The following is a 17,369-nucleotide window of genomic DNA, read 5'->3' on the forward strand; positions in this document are numbered from 1 at the left end:
GGACCGCCCGGGGACGGGCGCGGCGATGACGCGCGCCGGCGACCTCGCCCTGCGGCGCGCCCTCGGCCTTTGCGCGGCGGCCCTCCTTGGCCTCCTCCTGGCGGGTCCCTTCGTCGTCCTTCTCCTGGCGCAGCCTTCGTCCGAGGGCCTGTCGGCGCTCGCCGCCGACCCCTATCTGCGCGCCGTCGCCCTGTTCACGCTCGAACAGGCGGGGCTCTCCGCGCTTCTGTCGGTCGCGGGCGCCGTGCCGCTGGCGCTGGCGCTTCACCGCACGAAACTGGCGGGGCGCGGCTTCATGCTGCGCCTCTTCCTGATGCCGCAGGCGCTGCCCGTTCTCGTCGGCGCCCTGGCACTCGTCTCGATCTGGGGGCGCGGCGGACTCGTCTCGGACGCGCTGGCCGCGCTCGGCCTGCCCCGGCTCGATCTCTACGGCCTGCCCGGCATTCTCCTCGCCCATGTCTTCTTCAACATGCCGCTCGCCACGCGCCTGATGGTCTCGGCGCTCGACGCGGTGCCCGCCGAGAGCTGGAAACTGGCCGCCCAGCTCGGCCTCGGCCCCGGCGCGGTGCTGCGCACGCTGGAATGGCCCGCGATCCGCCGCGCGCTGCCGGGCGCGGCGAGCCTCGCCTTCCTCCTGTGCGTGACGAGTTTCACCCTCGTCCTCGTCCTCGGCGGGGGGCCGGGCGCCACCACGCTGCAGGTCGCGATCTACCAGGCGCTGCGCTACGACTTCGACCCGAACCGCGCCATCGCCCTCTCCCTCCTGCAGATCGCGGCCACCGCGCTCGTCCTGGCGCTGACCGCGCGGCTCGGCGGCGAGGTCGCCGGCGGTTTCAGCCTCGGCGCGCGCGCCGGGCGCTTCGAGCGGCGCTCCCTCGCCCTCCGGATCGGCGACGGGATCGTCCTGACGCTCGGCCTTGCCTTCGTCGCCTCCCCCTTCGTCGCCGTCGTAGCGCTCGGCCTCTCCTCCGATCTCGCCCGCCTCCTGTCGGACCCGCTCTTCCACCGCGCCGCCGCCACGAGCCTTCTTCTGGCGCTCGGTGCCGCGAGCCTCTCGCTCGCCCTGTCGCTCGCGATCCTCCTCGGCGTCGAGGCGCGGCGCAGGCCCGGCACGCGCGCCCGGCCGGGCGCCAGCTTGCCGGAGCTGGCGACCGGCCTCGTCCTCGTCGTGCCGCCCATCGTCGTCGGCGCCGGCTGGTTCCTCGCGCTGCGGCAGGTGACGGACGTCGCGCGGGCCGCGCCCTTCCTCGTGATGGCGGTGAACGCGGCGATGGCGGTGCCCTTCGTGGTGCGCATCGCCGGCCCCGCGCTCGCCGAGGGCAACGAGCGCCATCGCCGGCTCGCCGACGGACTCGGGCTTGCCGGCCTCGCGCGCCTGCGCCTCGTCGACTGGCCGGCCCTGCGCCGGCCGCTGGCGCTCGCCTTCGCCTTCGCCCTCGCCGTCTCGCTGGGGGATCTGGGCGCCGTCGCCCTCTTCGGCAACCAGGATTTCGTCACCCTGCCGACGCTTCTTTTCCAGCGCATGGGCAGCTATCGCACCGACGACGCACAGGGGCTCGCGCTCCTTCTCGGCCTCCTGTGCCTTGCCCTCGTGGCGCTGGCCGAACGCGGCCTCTCGGGAAAGGCACCGCGATGACGGGTCCGGCACTGGTGCTCGAAGGCGTGCGCCACGCCTATGAAGGGCGCGAGATGGTCTTCGATCTGGCGGTCGAGACCGGCGAATGGCTGGCTGTCGTCGGCCCGAGCGGCGCCGGCAAGTCGACGCTGCTCGATCTCGTCGCCGGCTTCCTGACGCCCTCGGCCGGGCGCATCCTGATCGGCGGCGAGGACATGGCGGGAAGGGCCCCGGGCGAGCGGCCCGTCAACCTCGTCTTCCAGGAGAACAACCTCTTCCCCCATCTCACGGCTTTCGGGAACGTCGCGCTCGGCCTCACGACGCGGCGCCGCCCGCGGCCCGATGAGCGCGCGGCGACGATGGAGGCGCTGCGCGCCGTCGGGCTGGAGGGGCTGGCGGAGCGGCGCCCGGCGCAGATGTCGGGCGGCGAGCGCCAGCGCGTGGCGCTTGCCCGCGCCTTCCTGCGCCGCCGCCCGCTGATGCTGCTGGACGAGCCCTTCGCCGCGCTCGGGCCGGCGCTGCGCCGCGAGATGCTCGACCTCCTGCAGGGCCTGCGCGACAGAAGCGGCGCGCCGCTCACGATCCTGATGGTGACGCACCATCCCGAGGACGCGCTCGGCCGCGCCGGCCGCCTCGCCTTTCTCGACGACGGGCGCATCGCGGCGATCGGCGAGACGCGCGCGCTGCTCGGAGGGCGCGGCGACCCGCGGCTTTCCGCCTATCTCGGCACCGCCGGCGCCTGACCGCCGGGGCATTCGGGCCGCCCCGCTCCTGCCCCGGCGGAACCGCATTTCGGACCGAATCTGCCAGTATCGCCGACGGGGGGCCGAAGAGAGCGACGTCGTTTGCGGGCCGGCTGTGGCGGATCGATCCTTCCGCTCGCCGCGCGCGATACGCTAGACCTTTCCTCGCATCGATCCGCGACGGGGACGTGAATCACCGCATGAGAGGCGCGCAGCGAACGAGAACGGCGACGGAATCCGGCGCGCGGATCCGCAGCACCATGCAACGCCTGGCCCGTGGCAGCGTCATCGCCGCGCTGCTGGTGGCATCCGGCTGCCGGACGGTCGAGGACGGCCTGAGCGGCATCGTGCCGACGGGCGGCGGCGCCGAGCTGCAGACCGGCTACCTGCCGACGCCCTCCCGCCAGCCCATCACCTTCGAGAACGTGCAGGCCGCCGATCCGCAATCCTCGATCGGACGCAGCCAGCATCCCAAGATCCTCGCGGCCTATGGCGGCGCCTATTCCGACCCCAAGCTCGAGCAGACGATCGCGGCCATCGTCGGCCGGCTCCAGGCGGTGACGGAGGACCCGAACCGGGCCTATCGCATCACCGTGCTCAACTCGCCGAACGTCAACGCCTTCGCGCTGCCGGGCGGCTACGTCTACATCACGCGCGGCCTTCTCGCGCTCGCCACCGATTCCTCCGAGGTCGCGGCCGTGATCGGCCACGAGATGGGCCATGTCGCGGCCAATCACGGCATCGAGCGCCAGCAGCGCGAGCAGGCGGCCGAGATCGCCGGCCGCGTGGTGAAGGAAGTGCTGGCCAACGACAATCCGGCCGGCCAGGTGGCATTGGCGCGCGGCAAGCTGAGCCTTGCCAGCTTCTCGCGCAACCAGGAGCTCCAGGCCGACGCGATCGGCATCCGACACATCGCCCGCGCGGGCTACGACCCCTTCGCCGCCGCCCGCTTCCTGAAGGCGATGGACACCTATTCGCGCTTCCGCAACGCTTTCCAGGCCGACAATCCCAATCTCGACTTCCTGGCCTCGCACCCGGCGGCCCCGCAGCGCGTGCAGCTGGCCGAGAAGCTCGCCCGCGACCAGAACGTCTCGCAGACGGCGCGGCGCGACCGCGACCGCTATCTCGCGGGGATCGACGGCATGCTGTTCGGCGATTCGGCGGCCGAGGGCTATGTGCGCGAGCGCCAGTTCGTGCATCCGGGCCTCGGCATCTCCTTCTCGGTGCCGGCAGGCTTCGTCCTCGACAACACGGCCGAGGCGGTGCTGGCCACGGGCCCGGGGGACGTGGCGATCCGCTTCGACGGCGTGGCGCTCTCGCCCACGACCCCGCTCACCGACTACGTGCGCAGCGGCTGGATCGGCGGGCTCGACGCGTCCAGCGTGCGCGCGCGGCGCATCGGCGACCTGGAGGCGGTCTCGGCCCGGGCGCGCGGCGGCGAATACGCCTTCGACGTGACCGTGGTGCGCATCGGCGGGCAGGTCTACCGCTTCCTCACCGCCGTGCCCGTCTCCAACCAGGCGGCCGTGCCGACGATCGCCGACAGCGTCTCCTCCTCGTTCCATCTCCTCAGCCCCACCGAGAAGGCCGAGCTGAAGCCGCTGCGCATCCGCATCGTGAAGGCGACGGGCGGCGACAGCGAGGCGAGCCTTGCCGCGCGCATGGTGGGCGTCGACCGCAAGCCGGACATGTTCCGCCTTCTCAACGGCTTCGCCGACGGCGAGACGGTGCAGGCGGGCGAACTCTACAAGATCGTCGGCGAATAGGCGGCGCAGCGTCGCCGGCATCGCCGCGAAACGAAGAAGGCCGGCCCCGCGAGGGACCGGCCTTTTCCGTTGTCGCAAGACGCAAAGCGGAGGTTCGCTCCTTGCGGCCCGATGGGACCGGCTACCTTGCCACCTCCAAGAAGCCGCTGGATTGAACACCCCGAGCGGCGCTCTCCAACTCCGCAGAGACGAGACGAGACGCCTCCGACCGGAGGCGCCGGGCGTCCCGTCCCGACGATCAGCTGACATAGGCGGCGCGGTCGCTGTTGGTTTCCAGAAGCGCGATGCGCAGCTTCTCCAGCGCGCGGGTCTCGATCTGGCGCACGCGCTCCTTGGAAATGCCGAGCTTGGTGCCGAGAGCCTCCAGCGTCGCGCCTTCGTCCTGCAGGCGGCGCTCGCGGATGATCTTCAGCTCGCGCTCGGAGAGGACGTCGAGGGCGCTCTGCAGCCAGGTGACGCGGCGCTCGTCGTCGATGGACATGGAGACCATCTCGTCGGGCAGCGGGCCATCGCAGACGAGGAAGTCCTGACGGTCGGCACTGCCGGCCTCGTCTTCCATCAGCGGGGCGTTGAGCGAAGAGTCGGGACCGGACAGGCGCGAGTCCATGAGGGCCACGTCGCCCTCCGAGACCTTCAGCGCGGTCGCGATCTCGCGATACATCTCCTGGCCGGACAGGCTGTCGGCCCCTTGGCTGAGCCGGGCCCGCAGGCGGCGCAGATTGAAGAAGAGGGCCTTCTGCGCCGACGAGGTGCCGCCGCGCACGATGGACCAGTTGCGCAGGATATAGTCCTGGATGGAGGCGCGGATCCACCATGTGGCGTAGGTGGAAAAGCGCACTTCGCGCTCCGGCTCGAAACGGGCCGCGGCCTCCAGAAGACCGACATGACCTTCCTGGATCAGGTCGTTCATCGCGAGGCCGAAATGCCGGAACTTCGATGCCATGGAAATGACGAGGCGCATATGCGCCGAGGTGATCTTGTGGAGCGCCGCCTGGTCCTTGTTCTCGCGCCAGCGCACCGCCAGTTCGTATTCCTCCTCCCGCTGCAGATAGGGCGCCGCCATGGCGGCGCGGATCATGGTTCTGCGTGCAGATTGGGATGTCATTTCCAGCCCTCCGGTGATGGACGAACGATACCGAAGTCCGCCATGCCGAAACGCTCGGCAGGCCTGTCCAAGTGAGGAGGAAATGCGCGACCGGCCGATATGGTTCCGGCGGGGGTCGACTTTTTGGTGCGATATAGTCCGGAGGGGAGACCGAACAAGGCGCGCGCCGCGAAATCTTGTCCAGTGGCAAGACCTTACCACTCCCTTGCCGGTTTGAGAAGGCGCCGGGCGCGGCAGGGGCGGATCACCCTGTCGCGGCGCTCGCAAACCCGGACCGCGCGGACCCGCGCCAGGTCCGTTCGCGCCCGCGGGGCATGTCCTGCAGCAGCCGGGCGCGCCGCATCCAAGACCATGCCGAACGGCGTGGTTCCGGCTCGCCGGTTCTGCAATTCCCCGAACCTTGGGCCCGCGCGTCGCGTCGAAAACCGCCGCACGGGGCCGGAAACGCGAAACGGCGCCCGCAGGGTCTGCGGGCGCCGTTTCGATATCCGGTGGATGGGGACCTGGGCGGAAGGCCTCAGGCCGCCTCGTCCTGCGTGGAGACGTCCTCGGCCTCGACCTCGCCGTCCGCATCGCCCTCGCCTTCGGCCTCGTCGGCCTTGGCGGCGCGGCGCGGGCCCTTGTTGAGGTTGACCTCGATGAGGCGCACGGCTTCGGTCTCGGAGACCTCGTTCACGGCCGCCAGTTCGCGGGCCATGCGGCCGAGGGCCGCCTCGTAGAGCTGGCGCTCGGAATAGGACTGCTCGGGCTGGCTTTCGGCGCGGTAGAGATCGCGCACGACCTCGGCGATTTGGATCAGGTCGCCGGAATTGATCTTGGCGTCATATTCCTGCGCGCGGCGGCTCCACATCGTCTTCTTGACGCGGGCGCGGCCCTGCACGACCTTGAGGGCGCGTTCGACGAAATCGGTCTCGGCCAGCTTGCGCATGCCCACCGCCTCGGCCTTGGCCACGGGCACCTTGAGGCGCATCTTGTCCTTCTCGAAATCGATCACGTAAAGCTCGAGCGACATGCCCGCCACTTCCTGCACCTCGACCGCGGTGATGCGACCCACGCCATGGGCGGGATAGACGATGCTCTCGCCGGTGTTGAACATGGAACGCTGCGGAGCCTTCTTCTGACTGCTCATACGCTTAGCCTAACTCCCTGTTGTGTCCGGCCATGACAGCCGCTAGACACGGGTCGCGACGTGCGAAGTCGCAGATCTGGAACGGTCCGGCGGCACACACCGGATCGCAGTCGGGCTCGCCCGAAACGACGTTTCCGCCCGCACGCCGAAACAGCCTCGACAAACGAGGCCGGTTGCGTACGACACTGGAGGAGACGACCTTCCGGAGTGACCGCGAGACGCGCTGCGAGCCCATCGGCAATGCAGAAACGCCCGACTGTGTGACTATCCTACACTGAACTCTGGAAATTTTCAAGTTTTCATACGCATGGCGCCATGCGCCGCCGGCTTTGCCGGCCGCGCGGGACGAGGCTCGCCGTTCACCGCGTCTGCCCGGCCGCGGACACAGCGCTCGCGGCGCGCTGCCGGCGGGTCCACAGACGCCGCTTCTACGAACAGACCGTGTCGAACTGCCGCTGCGTCCGCAGGGGGTTGGACCGAACGTCTAAGTCGGGCGGGTTCGAGCGCCGGCGAGGGCGCGTGTCAGGTCGGGCCGGAGCGCCCGTGCGAAGGCATCAGGCAGGTTCCATCGGCGGGCACGTCGCATCGCAGGCGCGAGACGCGTCATTGCCGAGGAGACGGGCTGCGGCGTCGACTCAGTCGCCCGTGCCGGGCTCCTTGGAGAAGAACTTCTCGAGCTTGCCTTCCTGCCCGTCGAAATCCTTCGCGTCGGCCGGCGCTTCCTTCTTCAGGGTGATGTTCGGCCAGGCTTCGGAATATTCGGCATTGAGCTTCAACCAGACGTCGAGATTGGGCTCGGTGTCCGGCTTGATCGCCTCGGCCGGGCATTCGGGCTCGCAGACGCCGCAATCGATGCACTCGTCGGGATTGATGACGAGCATGTTCTCGCCTTCGTAGAAGCAGTCGACCGGGCAGACTTCGACGCAGTCCGTGTACTTGCAGCGGATGCAGTTGTCGGTCACCACATAGGTCATGGGGGATCCTTCGAGAGAAGCGGGCCGCCTCGCACCGGACGCATCGTCCGGTCACGACGACCGCGCGGGGTGGCTCGGCCCCGCAGAGATGTCGCGTGAGGAGGTATCCACTCGGACAAATCCTGGCAAGAGCAAACCGGTGCGTCTCTTCGGCGGTCCGAAGAACATCCTTCCAAGCCGGCAGGCGCGGCTTCGATGCGCGGACGGACAAGGGCTTCGGAACGGTGCGCTCAGTCCTCGCCGCGCTTGCTGCGGGAGATGTCGCGCCGCTCGCGCTTGTTCGGGGCGCGCCCCGGCGAGACGCCCGGCGCGGCGCGCCGGCCGGAGCCGCGCAGGTCGGGCCGCCCGTCCTTCGGCGCCTTCGCGCCGCTCTCGGTACGGGCAGGCGAGCCGGCCTCGCTCTCGCCGGCACTCCCCTCGCCCTCGCCGTCCTCCTCGCCCTCGGAGGGAACGAGAGGCGGGCGAAGATCCTCGTAGAGAAGGGCCGCCTCCGGCGCGGGGCCGCGGCGCTCGCCGGGGGCCAGAACCTTGAGGATGCGCACGCCGCCGCGCAGCGTGATGGTCAGGACGTCGCCCGGCCGCACGGCACGGGCGGGATTGTCGGTCTTGTCGCGATTGATCCGCGCCGCCCCCGCCGTGACGAGCTTCTGCGCGAGACTGCGCGACTTCACGACCCGCGCGAAGAACAGCCACTTGTCGATGCGCTGACCGCTCTCGGACATCGCGCGGGACTAGACCTTATTTTCCAAGCTTGTCTTTCAGGGCCGCGAGCTTGGCGAAGGGCGAATCGGGATCGATCCGCTGCGGACGGGGCGCGGCATCGCGCGGCTTCTCGAAGCTGCGATTGCCGCCGTTGCGCTCGCGCTCGGGCCTCTCGCCGCGCTCGCCGCGTTCCGGGCGGTTGCCGAACTTCTGGCCGGGCTTGGCGCCGCCGGGGGCGCGATCGCCCTCGCGCGCCGGGCGCGGATTGCCGCCGGCCGGCCGCTCGCCGCGCGGCGCCTTGTCGGCCCCGAAGCGCTTCTGCCGGTCGCCGTCGCGGCGCTCGCCGCCCTGGCGGCCGGTCGCCTCGCCGCCGCCGGCGGGCTCGCCGCCCTGCCGTCCGCGACCGCCCTGCCCCGGACGCCCGCCGCGCTCGCGGCGTCCGCCGCGCTCGCCCGAACGGCCCGGCCGCCAGAGCTGCACCATCTTCACCGGCTGCTCGACCGCGGGCTTGGCCTCGGCCGCGCCATCCGTCGAAGCGGCCTCGCCCATCGCCGCGGGTTCGGCCTGGTCGGATTCAGGAGTCTCGACAGGGGCGTCCGCCGTCTCGGACGCCTCCACGACAGGCGCGACGGTCGCCGACGCGCCATAGGTCGAGACCACGGCCTCGACGCCTTCGGTCGCGCTCGCCGGCAGCGGGGCCTCGTCAGGCGTCTCGGAGGTCTCGTCCGCCGCCTCGACCGGCTCCACAGCGGCGTCGGTCGCGTCCTCGCCCGCCGCTTCGTCGGACGCCATTACGTCTTCCGGAACGATCTCCTCCGACGACGCCTCGCTCGGGATCGGATCGGCGGCCGCGATCTCGCGGCTTTCGGTCGCCGTCTCCCCGGCGCTCGCGGCGGCACTCGCCTCGGCGGCCTTTGCGGCGGCGGCGGCACGCGCGCTGGCGTTCTGGCGCTCGATCTCGGCCTCGACCGTGCCCGCCTCGACGCTTTGCGGGCGGTAGTCGAGACCCTTGAGGATCTCGTCCATGTCGTCCGCCGTCGCCCCGAGGATCGACATCATCGCCGGCGTGACGACGAATTGCGAGCCGTTATAGGCCCCTTCCGGACGCTTGGCGGGCGTGCCCGGCTTCCAGGCCAGCGCCGGGCGGATGAGGTCGGCGAGACGTTCCAGAATGTCGACGCGCACCGCGCGACGCCCGAGCAGGCGATAGCCGGCCAGACGATAGAAGACCGGATCGAAGCTCGGATCGGCGACGGCAGAGGTGCGGCCAGTCGAGAGAAGCTGCGGCACCTCGCCGAAGCCCGGCTTCTCGCTCCCGTCCTTGGCGACGCCCCACAGGAGCGTGAGGAGCGCGGCGGGCGCCGGCTTCACCAGCGTCGGCACGAAGATGTGGTAGGCGCCGAAGCGCACGCCGAGACGACGCAGGGCGGCGCGCGCCTCCTGATCGAGCCCGCGCACCTCCTCGGCGATCTCGCGCCGCTCCAGAAGGCCGAAATTCTCCACGAGACGATAGGCGATGCCCCGGGCGCCGGCTTCCAGCCCTTCGGCGGCCTTCAGGTCCGCCAGCGGCTTCAGGACGGTGGAGACCTGATAGGACACGAAACGGTCGGCGCGCGCGGCGACCTTGTCGCGCGCCGGCCCCGTCAGCTGCTCGTCGGCCAGAAGCACGGCGCGCGGCTTCAGCGCGTCCTCGCCCGCCGTCATCATGGCGATGGGCGAGCCCAGCCAGCGCAGGAGACCGTCCTGCCCGAGCGCCAGATCGCCGTTCGGCGCGTTCGCGAAACGCTCGGCGCGCTTCTCGAACTCGCCGGCCAGCGCCTTCTGCGCCGCCATGCGGACCGCGCGCCCATCCGGACCTTCGGCCTTGGTATCCGGCGTGAACCGGAAACCCTGCAGTTCGCCCACGTGATGCCCTTCGACGAGCACCGTGCCGTCCGCGCCGATTTCGGCTTCCATGAACGCGTTCTCTCTCAGCCGCTTCATCAAGACGCTTGTCCTGCGATCTACGAACCGTTTCGTCAACCGTTCGTGAAGGGCGTCGGACAGTCGGTCTTCGATGGCTCGTGTCTTTTCCTGCCAGTGTGTCGGATCGGCCAGCCAGCCGGGCCGGTGCGATATATAGGTCCAGGTGCGGATTTCGGCGACGCGCTGGGAGAGCGTGTCGATGTCGCCCTCCATCCGGTCGGCCCGCTCCACCTGGCTCGCCATGTAGTCCTCCGCCACCGCGCCGCGATCGGCAAGGTCGGCATAGATGGCGGCGATGATCTCGGCATGCTGGGCGGGGGCGATGCGCCGGTAGTCCGGCAGCTTGCAGGCCTCCCACAGCATTTCCACCCGCCGCGCGCTCGTGGCGCGTCGCCGCACGTCGCCGTCGCGCGAGAGGAACTCGAAGGCCCGCTGGTCCACCGAGGGCAGCGCGCGCGACAGCGCCTCGTTCGGCGCGAGCTTCTCCAGACTCTTGTGCAGGGCCTCGAGCGAGGAGAAGTCGAGATCGCGGTTGCGCCATTGCAGAACGCGCACCGGCGGGAAGGCGTGCGCCTCCAGCTGTTCGACGAGCTCGGGGTCGATCGGGTCGACCTGTCCCGTCACGCCGAACGTGCCGTCCTTCAGGTGGCGCCCGGCACGGCCCGCGATCTGGCCGTATTCGGCGGGCGTCAGCTGGCGGTACTGGAACCCGTCGAACTTCCAGTCCTGCGCGAAGGCGACATGGTCGACGTCGAGATTGAGCCCCATGCCGATGGCGTCGGTGGCGACGAGGAAGTCCACCTCCCCCGCCTGATAGAGCGCGACCTGGGCGTTGCGCGTGCGGGGCGACAGGGCGCCGAGCACGACCGCGGCCCCGCCGCGCTGGCGCCGGATCAGTTCGGCGATGGCGTAGACCTCCTCGGCCGAGAAGGCGACGATGGCGCTGCGGCGCGGCAGGCGGGTGATCTTCTTCTGCCCGGCATAGAGAAGCTGCGACAGGCGCGGGCGCGTGACGACCTGGACGCCCTTCAGAAGCCGCTGCAACACGCCCTGCATCGTGCCGGAGCCGAGCAGCAGCGTCTCCTCGCGCCCGCGCGCATGCAGGATGCGGTCGGTGAAGACATGGCCGCGTTCGAGATCGGCGGCGAGCTGCACCTCGTCGATGGCGACGAAGGCGGTGCCGGGATCGCGCGGCATGGCCTCCACGGTGCACACGACATAGCGCGCGTTCGGCGGCTTGATCTTCTCCTCGCCCGTGATGAGCGAGACCGAGGCGGCCCCGACGCGGTCGCAGACCTTCTGATAGACCTCGCGCGCCAGGAGCCGCAGCGGCAGGCCGATCGTGCCCGAGGAATGGGCGATCATCCGCTCGATGGCGTAGAAGGTCTTGCCCGTGTTCGTGGGTCCGAGGACGGCGGTGACCCGCGTCCCGTCGAACTGGGGGGCGGCGGAGGCCGGAGCCTTGATCGTGCGCGCATCCATCATGTCGCCACCATAGGTAAGGAGAGGCGACCAAAACGCAAACGCGGACTGGCGACGGCGCGCGAGGCGCGCCTCACAGGCCGGCTGCGAGCGGTGCGAGGTCCTGCCCGCCTTCCGGGACCGCAAACGAAAACGGAGCCCGAAGGCCCCGTTTCCTGCGAATCACCGTCTTCGGTTCGCTCAGCGGACCGACAGGACCTCGCCGCTCGAAATGTCGATATCGACCCGGATGTCGTCGCCGCGACGGTCGGCCCCGGCGATGCGGTAGGCGCTGCGCGTCTTGGTGATCGAATCGACGTCCTCGACGCCCTCGCTGCGCGCGATGCGCACGGCCTGCCGCTCGCTGATCTGGCGCGAGGAGACGCTTTCCCGGCGCTCGACGCGCTCGATGCGCTGCGGCTGGCCCTGCGGCACGACGCGGATGCCGTCGCGGCCGATCTCGATGCCCTGCGCCATGACGGGCGCGGCGAACGAGAGCGCCGACACGGCGACCAGAGCGGCGATCGAAGTCTTCCTGAACATTGCGCTTCTCCCGAAAATAGGCCCGGAGCATGGTCCGAGAACATCCTTGATTGGCGGAAGAACTGTGCAGCCTGCCCCAAGGTTCCGCGGCGCCGTCAAGCGAACGTCGCGGTGATTCGCACCGGTTCCCCGGTGGCCGAGAATGCGCGCGTCTTTGATGATGGCGCGTGGGCGGACTGGAGCGGTTCGCGCGGCGCGCGTTCCGGGCAGCCCGCCCGCCTCCTCGTCAGGCGAAGTACTGGCCGCCGTTCGCCGTGATCGTGGCGCCGGTGATGAAACCGGCCTCCTCGCCCGCCAGGAACAGGACGCAGCGCGCGATCTCCTCGGGCTCGCCGAGGCGTCCGACCGGGATCTGCGGGATGATGCGCTCGTTCAGCACCTTCTCGTCGATGGCGCGCACCATCTCGGTCCCGATATAGCCAGGGCAGATGGCGTTGACGGTGATGCCGGCGCGCGCGCCTTCCTGGGCGAGCGCCTTGGTGAAGCCGAGGTCGCCGGCCTTGGCGGCCGAATAGTTCGCCTGCCCCGCCTGACCCTTCTGGCCGTTGATCGAGGAGATGTTGATGACGCGGCCGAACTTGCGGTCGCGCATGCCCGTCCAGACCGGATGCGTCATGTTGAAGAGGCCGGACAGGTTCGTGTCGATCACGGCCTTCCACTGGTCCGGCGTCATCTTGTGGAACATGGCGTCGCGCGTGATGCCGGCATTGTTGACGAGGACGTCCACCGGGCCGAGATCCGACTCGACCCTGGCGATGCCCTCCTTGCAGGACTCGTAGCTCGACACGTCCCACTTGAAGACGGCGATTCCCGTCTCCTCGGCGAAGGCCTTGGCGGCCTCGTCATTGCCCGCGTAGTTCGCCGCGACGGTGTAGCCCGCCGCCTTCAGCGCCTTCGAGATCGCCGCGCCGATGCCGCGCGTGCCGCCCGTGACGATCGCCACTCTGGCCATGTGTGCCCTCCCATGATGTCGGAAGCGTCCTTCGGGTCAAACACCGCCGGCCCGGCGCTCCCAGCGGGCGGCGGCGTCGTTGTGCGGGATCGGATGATGGCGCCGGACCGCCGGGCGGCGGTCCGCGATGCGGCCCGGGGCCGCCGTCGGGCCTTGGTTCAGGCGCGCTCGACGCAGAGGGCGACGCCCATGCCGCCGCCGATGCAAAGGGTCGCCAGACCCTTCTTGGCGTCGCGCCGGATCATCTCGAAGATCAGCGTGTTGAGGACGCGGTTGCCGCTCGCGCCGATCGGATGGCCGATGGCGATGGCGCCGCCGTTGACATTGACGATGTCGGGGTTCCAGCCGAGATCCTTGTTCACGGCGCAGGCCTGCGCCGCGAAGGCCTCGTTGGCCTCCACGAGGTCGAGATCGTCGATGCTCCAGCCCGCCTTCTCCAGCGCGCGGCGCGAGGCCGGGATCGGGCCGGTGCCCATGATCGAGGGATCGACGCCGGCGGTCGCCCAGGAGGCGATGCGCACGAGCGGCGCGAGGCCGCGGCGCGAGGCTTCCGCCTCGCTCATGAGAACGGTCACGGCCGCGCCGTCGTTGATGCCCGAGGCGTTGGCGGCGGTCACCGAGCCTTCCTTGTCGAAGGCCGGGCGCAGCTTCTGCACCTGCTCCAGCGTCACGCCGTGCTTGATGTACTCGTCCTGGTCGACGACCGTGTCGCCCTTGCGGCCCTTCACGGTGAAGGGCGCGATCTCGTCCTTGAAGCGGCCCGCCTTCTGCGCGGCCTCGGCCTTGTTCTGGGACTTCACCGCGAACTCGTCCTGCATCTCGCGGGTGATCTGCCACTGGCGCGAGACATTCTCGGCGGTCGTGCCCATGTGATAGCCGTTGAACGCGTCGAGGAGACCGTCCTTCAGCATCGTGTCGACCATCTTCATGTCGCCCATCTTGGTGCCCGAGCGCAGATGCGCCGCGTGCGGGGCCATGGACATGGATTCCTGGCCGCCGGCCACGATCACCTTGGCGTCGCCATTGGCGATCTGCTGCATGCCGAGCGCGACGGCGCGAAGCCCCGAACCGCAGAGCTGGTTCAGCACCCAGGCCGTGGTCTCCTTGGGGCAGCCCGCCGCCATGGAGGCCTGGCGGGCCGGGTTCTGTCCCTCGCCGGCGGTGAGGACCTGGCCGAGGATGACCTCGTCCACCTCGCCCGCCTCCACCCTGGCGCGGGCCAGCGCCTCGCGGATGGCGGTGGCGCCGAGCTCGTGCGCGGGAATGTTGGCGAAGGCGCCGTTGAAGGACCCGACGGGGGTGCGCGCGGCGCCCACGATCACGACGGACTGACCGTTCTGCATTGGACTTTCCACCTCCCTGGTGCCGTGCACCCTCGCGTCGGGGTGCCTCCTGCCTTGCGTCCCTTGTCGCAGAGGCGCTTCGCCCCTGTCAAACCCGTCCGCTCCCGCGCTGCGCGGCCAGGTTGCGGCCGATGGCGGCGCGAACGGACATACGCCGGAGAATTTGGAGCAGCGCCGCTTTTATGTCTAAGATGGGTGCAGCGCAGAGAAGCAACCGCAAGAATCGGGGCCCGGCGCATCAGGCGATCTCTCGGGGGACGGGCAATGGCGAAGTCGACGGACGTCACGGTCATCAAGAAATACGCCAACCGGCGTCTCTACAACACGGGAACCAGCACCTACGTCACGCTCGACAACCTCGCCAACATGGTGAAGAGCAACGAGGAATTCGTCGTCCAGGACGCCAAGACCGGGGAGGACATCACCCATTCCGTCCTCACGCAGATCATTTTCGAGCAGGAGAACAAGGGCGGGCAGAACCTCATGCCCATCACGTTCCTGCGCCAGCTGATCCGCTTCTACGGCGACCAGATGCAGATGGTGATCCCGAGCTATCTCGAGCATTCCATGTCGGCCCTGACGACGGAGCAGGAGAGTTACCGCGAGAAGATGGGCAGTGCGGTGGCGCAGACGCCGATCAAGATGATCGAGGCGCAGGTGCGCCGCAACACCGAGATGTTCCGGCAGGCGATGGGCATGTTCAACCCTTTCCTCGCCGGCACGCTGCCCGAGGCGGCCGCCGACGGCGCCAAGGCCGGCGCGCCTTCGCCGAGCCCCGCCGAACTCGACAAGGACCTGAAGGCGATGCGCGAGGAACTCGCCCGCATGCAGAGGCGCCTGGAAGAGATCGACACGAAGAAGGCGGACTGACGAACGGTCCGCCCGGCCGGCAGCGGCCCGCGAGGCGCGGCCGGCGGTCTCCGCCCGAGCCTTGCGGTGCGGCCCCCGCTTCGAGGCGACGATCCGCCCCTGCGACCGTGCCGCAAGGGTCGATTCGTCGGGGCGCGTTGCCCCTGTCGAATGTCCCGGCGGATACGTGCCTGCGTCCGTCACCGCGGAACTGCCCTTGAGCGAATCCGTCTCCATGTCCGTCGCTCGTCCCGTTGCCTCGGCGCGCGTCCATGTCATCGCGCCCCTGCCGCTCGCGCCTCCCGGACGACTCGCCTTCGCGCCCTGCCCGGGCCGCGACCAGCCGCTGCGCGAGGCCGTCGCGGCGATCGTCGCGGACGGGTTCGATCTGGTGCTCGGGCTCGTCGGGCCGGCGGAGTTCCCGGATCAGGCGGCTTTCGAGGCGGCGCTGCACGGGCGCGGGATCGCGACGCTTCGCCTGCCGATCAAGGATTTCGGCACCGTCAGCGAGGCGCGCTGGGCGGCGGTGGCGCCGCAGCTCCATGCGGCGCTCGACGCGGGCCGGGCGCTTCTAATTCATTGCCTTGCGGGAAAGGGGCGCTCCGGCACGATCGCCGCTCGGCTCCTCGCGGAGCGCGAGCTGGAGCCGGCCGCCGCCATCTCCGCGGTCCGGGCGGCGCGGGCGGGCGCCATCGAGACCGCCGCGCAGGAGGCCTTCGTGGCGGAGGCGGCGCGCCGAGCCTGAGGTCGGGCGTCGGGCGGGCCGGTATCGGGCCGATATCCCGGCCGGGCGATTCCGCCCCCTTTCCGAGATCGCGCCTCTCGGGACGGCGGACAGGCCACGTCCGGCTGCCTGAAACGCGAAAGGGCCGGTCCCTGACGGACCGACCCTTCGACGCACTTCACGTGGCCCGCGGCGTCGCGCGGGCCGGAGAGGCCTCAGGCCTTTTCCTTGACGGTCAGGATCTGCTTGCCGCGATACATGCCGGTCTTGAGGTCCACATGGTGGGGACGGCGCAGTTCGCCCGAGTTCTTGTCCTCGATATAGGTCGGGGCGCTCAGGGCGTCGGCCGAACGGCGCATGCCGCGCTTGGACGGGCTGGTCTTTCGCTTGGGAACTGCCATGGTAACTCTCCGTTCGCTTGCCCTTCCGGCAAACCGGCGGCGATTTAGTCTGCCCGGTTCATCATCGGACCTTCGAGCCCGCTCCTTGGAGCGAGCCGCCGAGAGGTCACGGCGAGACGGGAATTGGTGCGTGCCCATAGCAAAGCCGGCACGGTTTGTGAAGACCTGCCGGCCGCCACGTTCAGGCCTTCACGCAGGACACGTAGTCGCCGGACGCGCGGGCGAGGCGCTCGACGCGCGCGGCCAGCCGCCCGAGGCTGCGCGACGGCTTGGCCGGGGTGCGCACGCCCGGCGCCGGCAGGGTGACGGCGAGAAGCGCCGCCTGCCGGGCCGAGAGCTTCGCCGCGGAGACGCCGAAATAGTGCTGGCTTGCCGCTTCCACGCCGTAGACCCCCGTGTCCCATTCCACGATGTTGACGTAGATCTCCATGATCCGCCGCTTGGAGAGGACGACGTCGAAATAGAGCGCCAGCGGCGCCTCCAGGCCTTTGCGCAGCCAGGAACGGCCGCCCCACAGGAAGAGGTTCTTCACCGCCTGCATGGGGATGGTCGAGGCCCCGCGCGTCTCCTCGCCGGCCATTGCCTCCTCCATCACCGCGCGCATCTCGCCCCAGTCAATGCCGCCGTGACGGCAGAACTGCCCGTCCTCCGACATGATGATGGAATGCAGGAGCACGGGCGCGACATTCTCGATCGGCACCCAGTCGCGGATGACCGGCCGCAGCGCCACGTGGTCGGCGAGCATCAGCGTCGAGACCGGATGCACGAAGCGCAGGGCGTAGAGCGGCGTCAGGACGAGCGGCAGGGCCGCGAGGAGCACGATCACCAGCGCCACGCCCGCCGCGATCCGCCCGCTTCGCGTGCGCGGCAGGTGCGCGCGCGAGCGCCCGCCCGTCTCGAAGAATCGCAACCCGTCCATCCCCTCGCCCCGACCGTTCCGGCGTCCCGCATGCCCATCGCGAAAGTCCCGACTTTCGCGGGGCGGTCAAGTCCGGCGCGTGACATCGGCCTTTCCGGCCTCCGGCGCCCAGAGCGGACGCGCGCCGCCTTGACCCCCGTGCCGCCATCGGCCACTGCCGGGGCTTCGGCGGGCACGG

The 17,369-nt window shown here is 70.1% G+C and carries 15 protein-coding genes; 5 read left to right on the forward strand and 10 right to left on the reverse strand.

Annotation, left to right across the window (positions count from 1 at the left end):
* The first annotated feature begins 25 nt into the window (after window positions 1-25).
* From ASG48_RS08870 to ASG48_RS08880, 3 genes are all read left to right on the forward strand, one after another.
* A complete protein-coding gene (locus ASG48_RS08870) occupies window positions 26-1,636 on the forward strand; it encodes an ABC transporter permease subunit (protein WP_055848328.1) in 1,611 nt (536 codons plus the stop codon).
* Window positions 1,633-2,358, forward strand: a complete 726-nt coding sequence (locus tag ASG48_RS08875; protein ID WP_055848331.1) for an ATP-binding cassette domain-containing protein — start codon at window positions 1,633-1,635, stop codon at window positions 2,356-2,358. The genes ASG48_RS08870 and ASG48_RS08875 overlap by 4 nt, the downstream gene beginning before the upstream one ends.
* A gap of 260 nt (window positions 2,359-2,618) precedes the next feature.
* Window positions 2,619-4,124: a M48 family metalloprotease gene (locus tag ASG48_RS08880; protein ID WP_055848334.1), complete on the forward strand. Its 1,506-nt coding sequence runs from the start codon at window positions 2,619-2,621 to the stop codon at window positions 4,122-4,124.
* A gap of 238 nt (window positions 4,125-4,362) precedes the next feature.
* Here the strand turns inward: ASG48_RS08880 and ASG48_RS08885 are convergent, their stop codons facing one another.
* From ASG48_RS08885 to ASG48_RS08920, 8 genes are all read right to left on the reverse strand, one after another.
* A complete protein-coding gene (locus tag ASG48_RS08885) occupies window positions 4,363-5,229 on the reverse strand; it encodes an RNA polymerase factor sigma-32 (protein WP_055848337.1) in 867 nt (288 codons plus the stop codon).
* A 517-nt stretch (window positions 5,230-5,746) separates the two neighbouring features.
* Window positions 5,747-6,358: a CarD family transcriptional regulator gene (locus ASG48_RS08890; protein ID WP_055848340.1), complete on the reverse strand. Its 612-nt coding sequence runs from the start codon at window positions 6,356-6,358 to the stop codon at window positions 5,747-5,749.
* A gap of 635 nt (window positions 6,359-6,993) precedes the next feature.
* Window positions 6,994-7,332, reverse strand: coding sequence for a ferredoxin FdxA (fdxA, locus tag ASG48_RS08895; protein WP_055848343.1), 339 nt, complete (start codon window positions 7,330-7,332; stop codon window positions 6,994-6,996).
* 230 nt (window positions 7,333-7,562) lie between these two features.
* Window positions 7,563-8,054, reverse strand: a complete 492-nt coding sequence (locus tag ASG48_RS08900) for an RNA-binding S4 domain-containing protein (protein WP_082529364.1) — start codon at window positions 8,052-8,054, stop codon at window positions 7,563-7,565.
* Between the two features lie 16 nt (window positions 8,055-8,070).
* The gene (locus ASG48_RS08905; RefSeq protein WP_055848345.1) at window positions 8,071-11,481 is read right to left on the reverse strand and encodes a helicase-related protein; all 3,411 of its coding nucleotides are present in this window, start codon (window positions 11,479-11,481) and stop codon (window positions 8,071-8,073) included.
* A 180-nt stretch (window positions 11,482-11,661) separates the two neighbouring features.
* Window positions 11,662-12,003: a hypothetical protein gene (locus ASG48_RS08910; RefSeq protein WP_055848348.1), complete on the reverse strand. Its 342-nt coding sequence runs from the start codon at window positions 12,001-12,003 to the stop codon at window positions 11,662-11,664.
* Between the two features lie 226 nt (window positions 12,004-12,229).
* A complete protein-coding gene (locus tag ASG48_RS08915; RefSeq protein ID WP_055848352.1) occupies window positions 12,230-12,955 on the reverse strand; it encodes a beta-ketoacyl-ACP reductase in 726 nt (241 codons plus the stop codon).
* A gap of 158 nt (window positions 12,956-13,113) precedes the next feature.
* Window positions 13,114-14,298: an acetyl-CoA C-acetyltransferase gene (locus ASG48_RS08920; protein ID WP_055848355.1), complete on the reverse strand. Its 1,185-nt coding sequence runs from the start codon at window positions 14,296-14,298 to the stop codon at window positions 13,114-13,116.
* A 264-nt stretch (window positions 14,299-14,562) separates the two neighbouring features.
* Between ASG48_RS08920 and phaR the strand changes: the two genes are divergently transcribed.
* Together phaR and ASG48_RS08930 are read left to right on the forward strand one after the other, a co-directional pair.
* The gene (phaR, locus tag ASG48_RS08925; RefSeq protein ID WP_055848357.1) at window positions 14,563-15,168 is read left to right on the forward strand and encodes a polyhydroxyalkanoate synthesis repressor PhaR; all 606 of its coding nucleotides are present in this window, start codon (window positions 14,563-14,565) and stop codon (window positions 15,166-15,168) included.
* 196 nt (window positions 15,169-15,364) lie between these two features.
* On the forward strand, window positions 15,365-15,892 hold the full coding sequence (locus ASG48_RS08930; protein WP_156381534.1) for a protein-tyrosine phosphatase family protein: 528 nt from the start codon (window positions 15,365-15,367) through the stop codon (window positions 15,890-15,892).
* 194 nt (window positions 15,893-16,086) lie between these two features.
* Here the strand turns inward: ASG48_RS08930 and rpmF are convergent, their stop codons facing one another.
* Both rpmF and mtgA read right to left on the reverse strand, forming a co-directional pair.
* Window positions 16,087-16,272, reverse strand: a complete 186-nt coding sequence (gene rpmF, locus ASG48_RS08935; RefSeq protein ID WP_055848363.1) for a 50S ribosomal protein L32 — start codon at window positions 16,270-16,272, stop codon at window positions 16,087-16,089.
* A 181-nt stretch (window positions 16,273-16,453) separates the two neighbouring features.
* On the reverse strand, window positions 16,454-17,191 hold the full coding sequence (gene mtgA, locus ASG48_RS08940; RefSeq protein ID WP_082529366.1) for a monofunctional biosynthetic peptidoglycan transglycosylase: 738 nt from the start codon (window positions 17,189-17,191) through the stop codon (window positions 16,454-16,456).
* Window positions 17,192-17,369 lie beyond the last annotated feature (178 nt).

Source organism: Aurantimonas sp. Leaf443 (assembly GCF_001425575.1).
In the GTDB taxonomy this organism is placed as follows: domain Bacteria; phylum Pseudomonadota; class Alphaproteobacteria; order Rhizobiales; family Rhizobiaceae; genus Leaf443.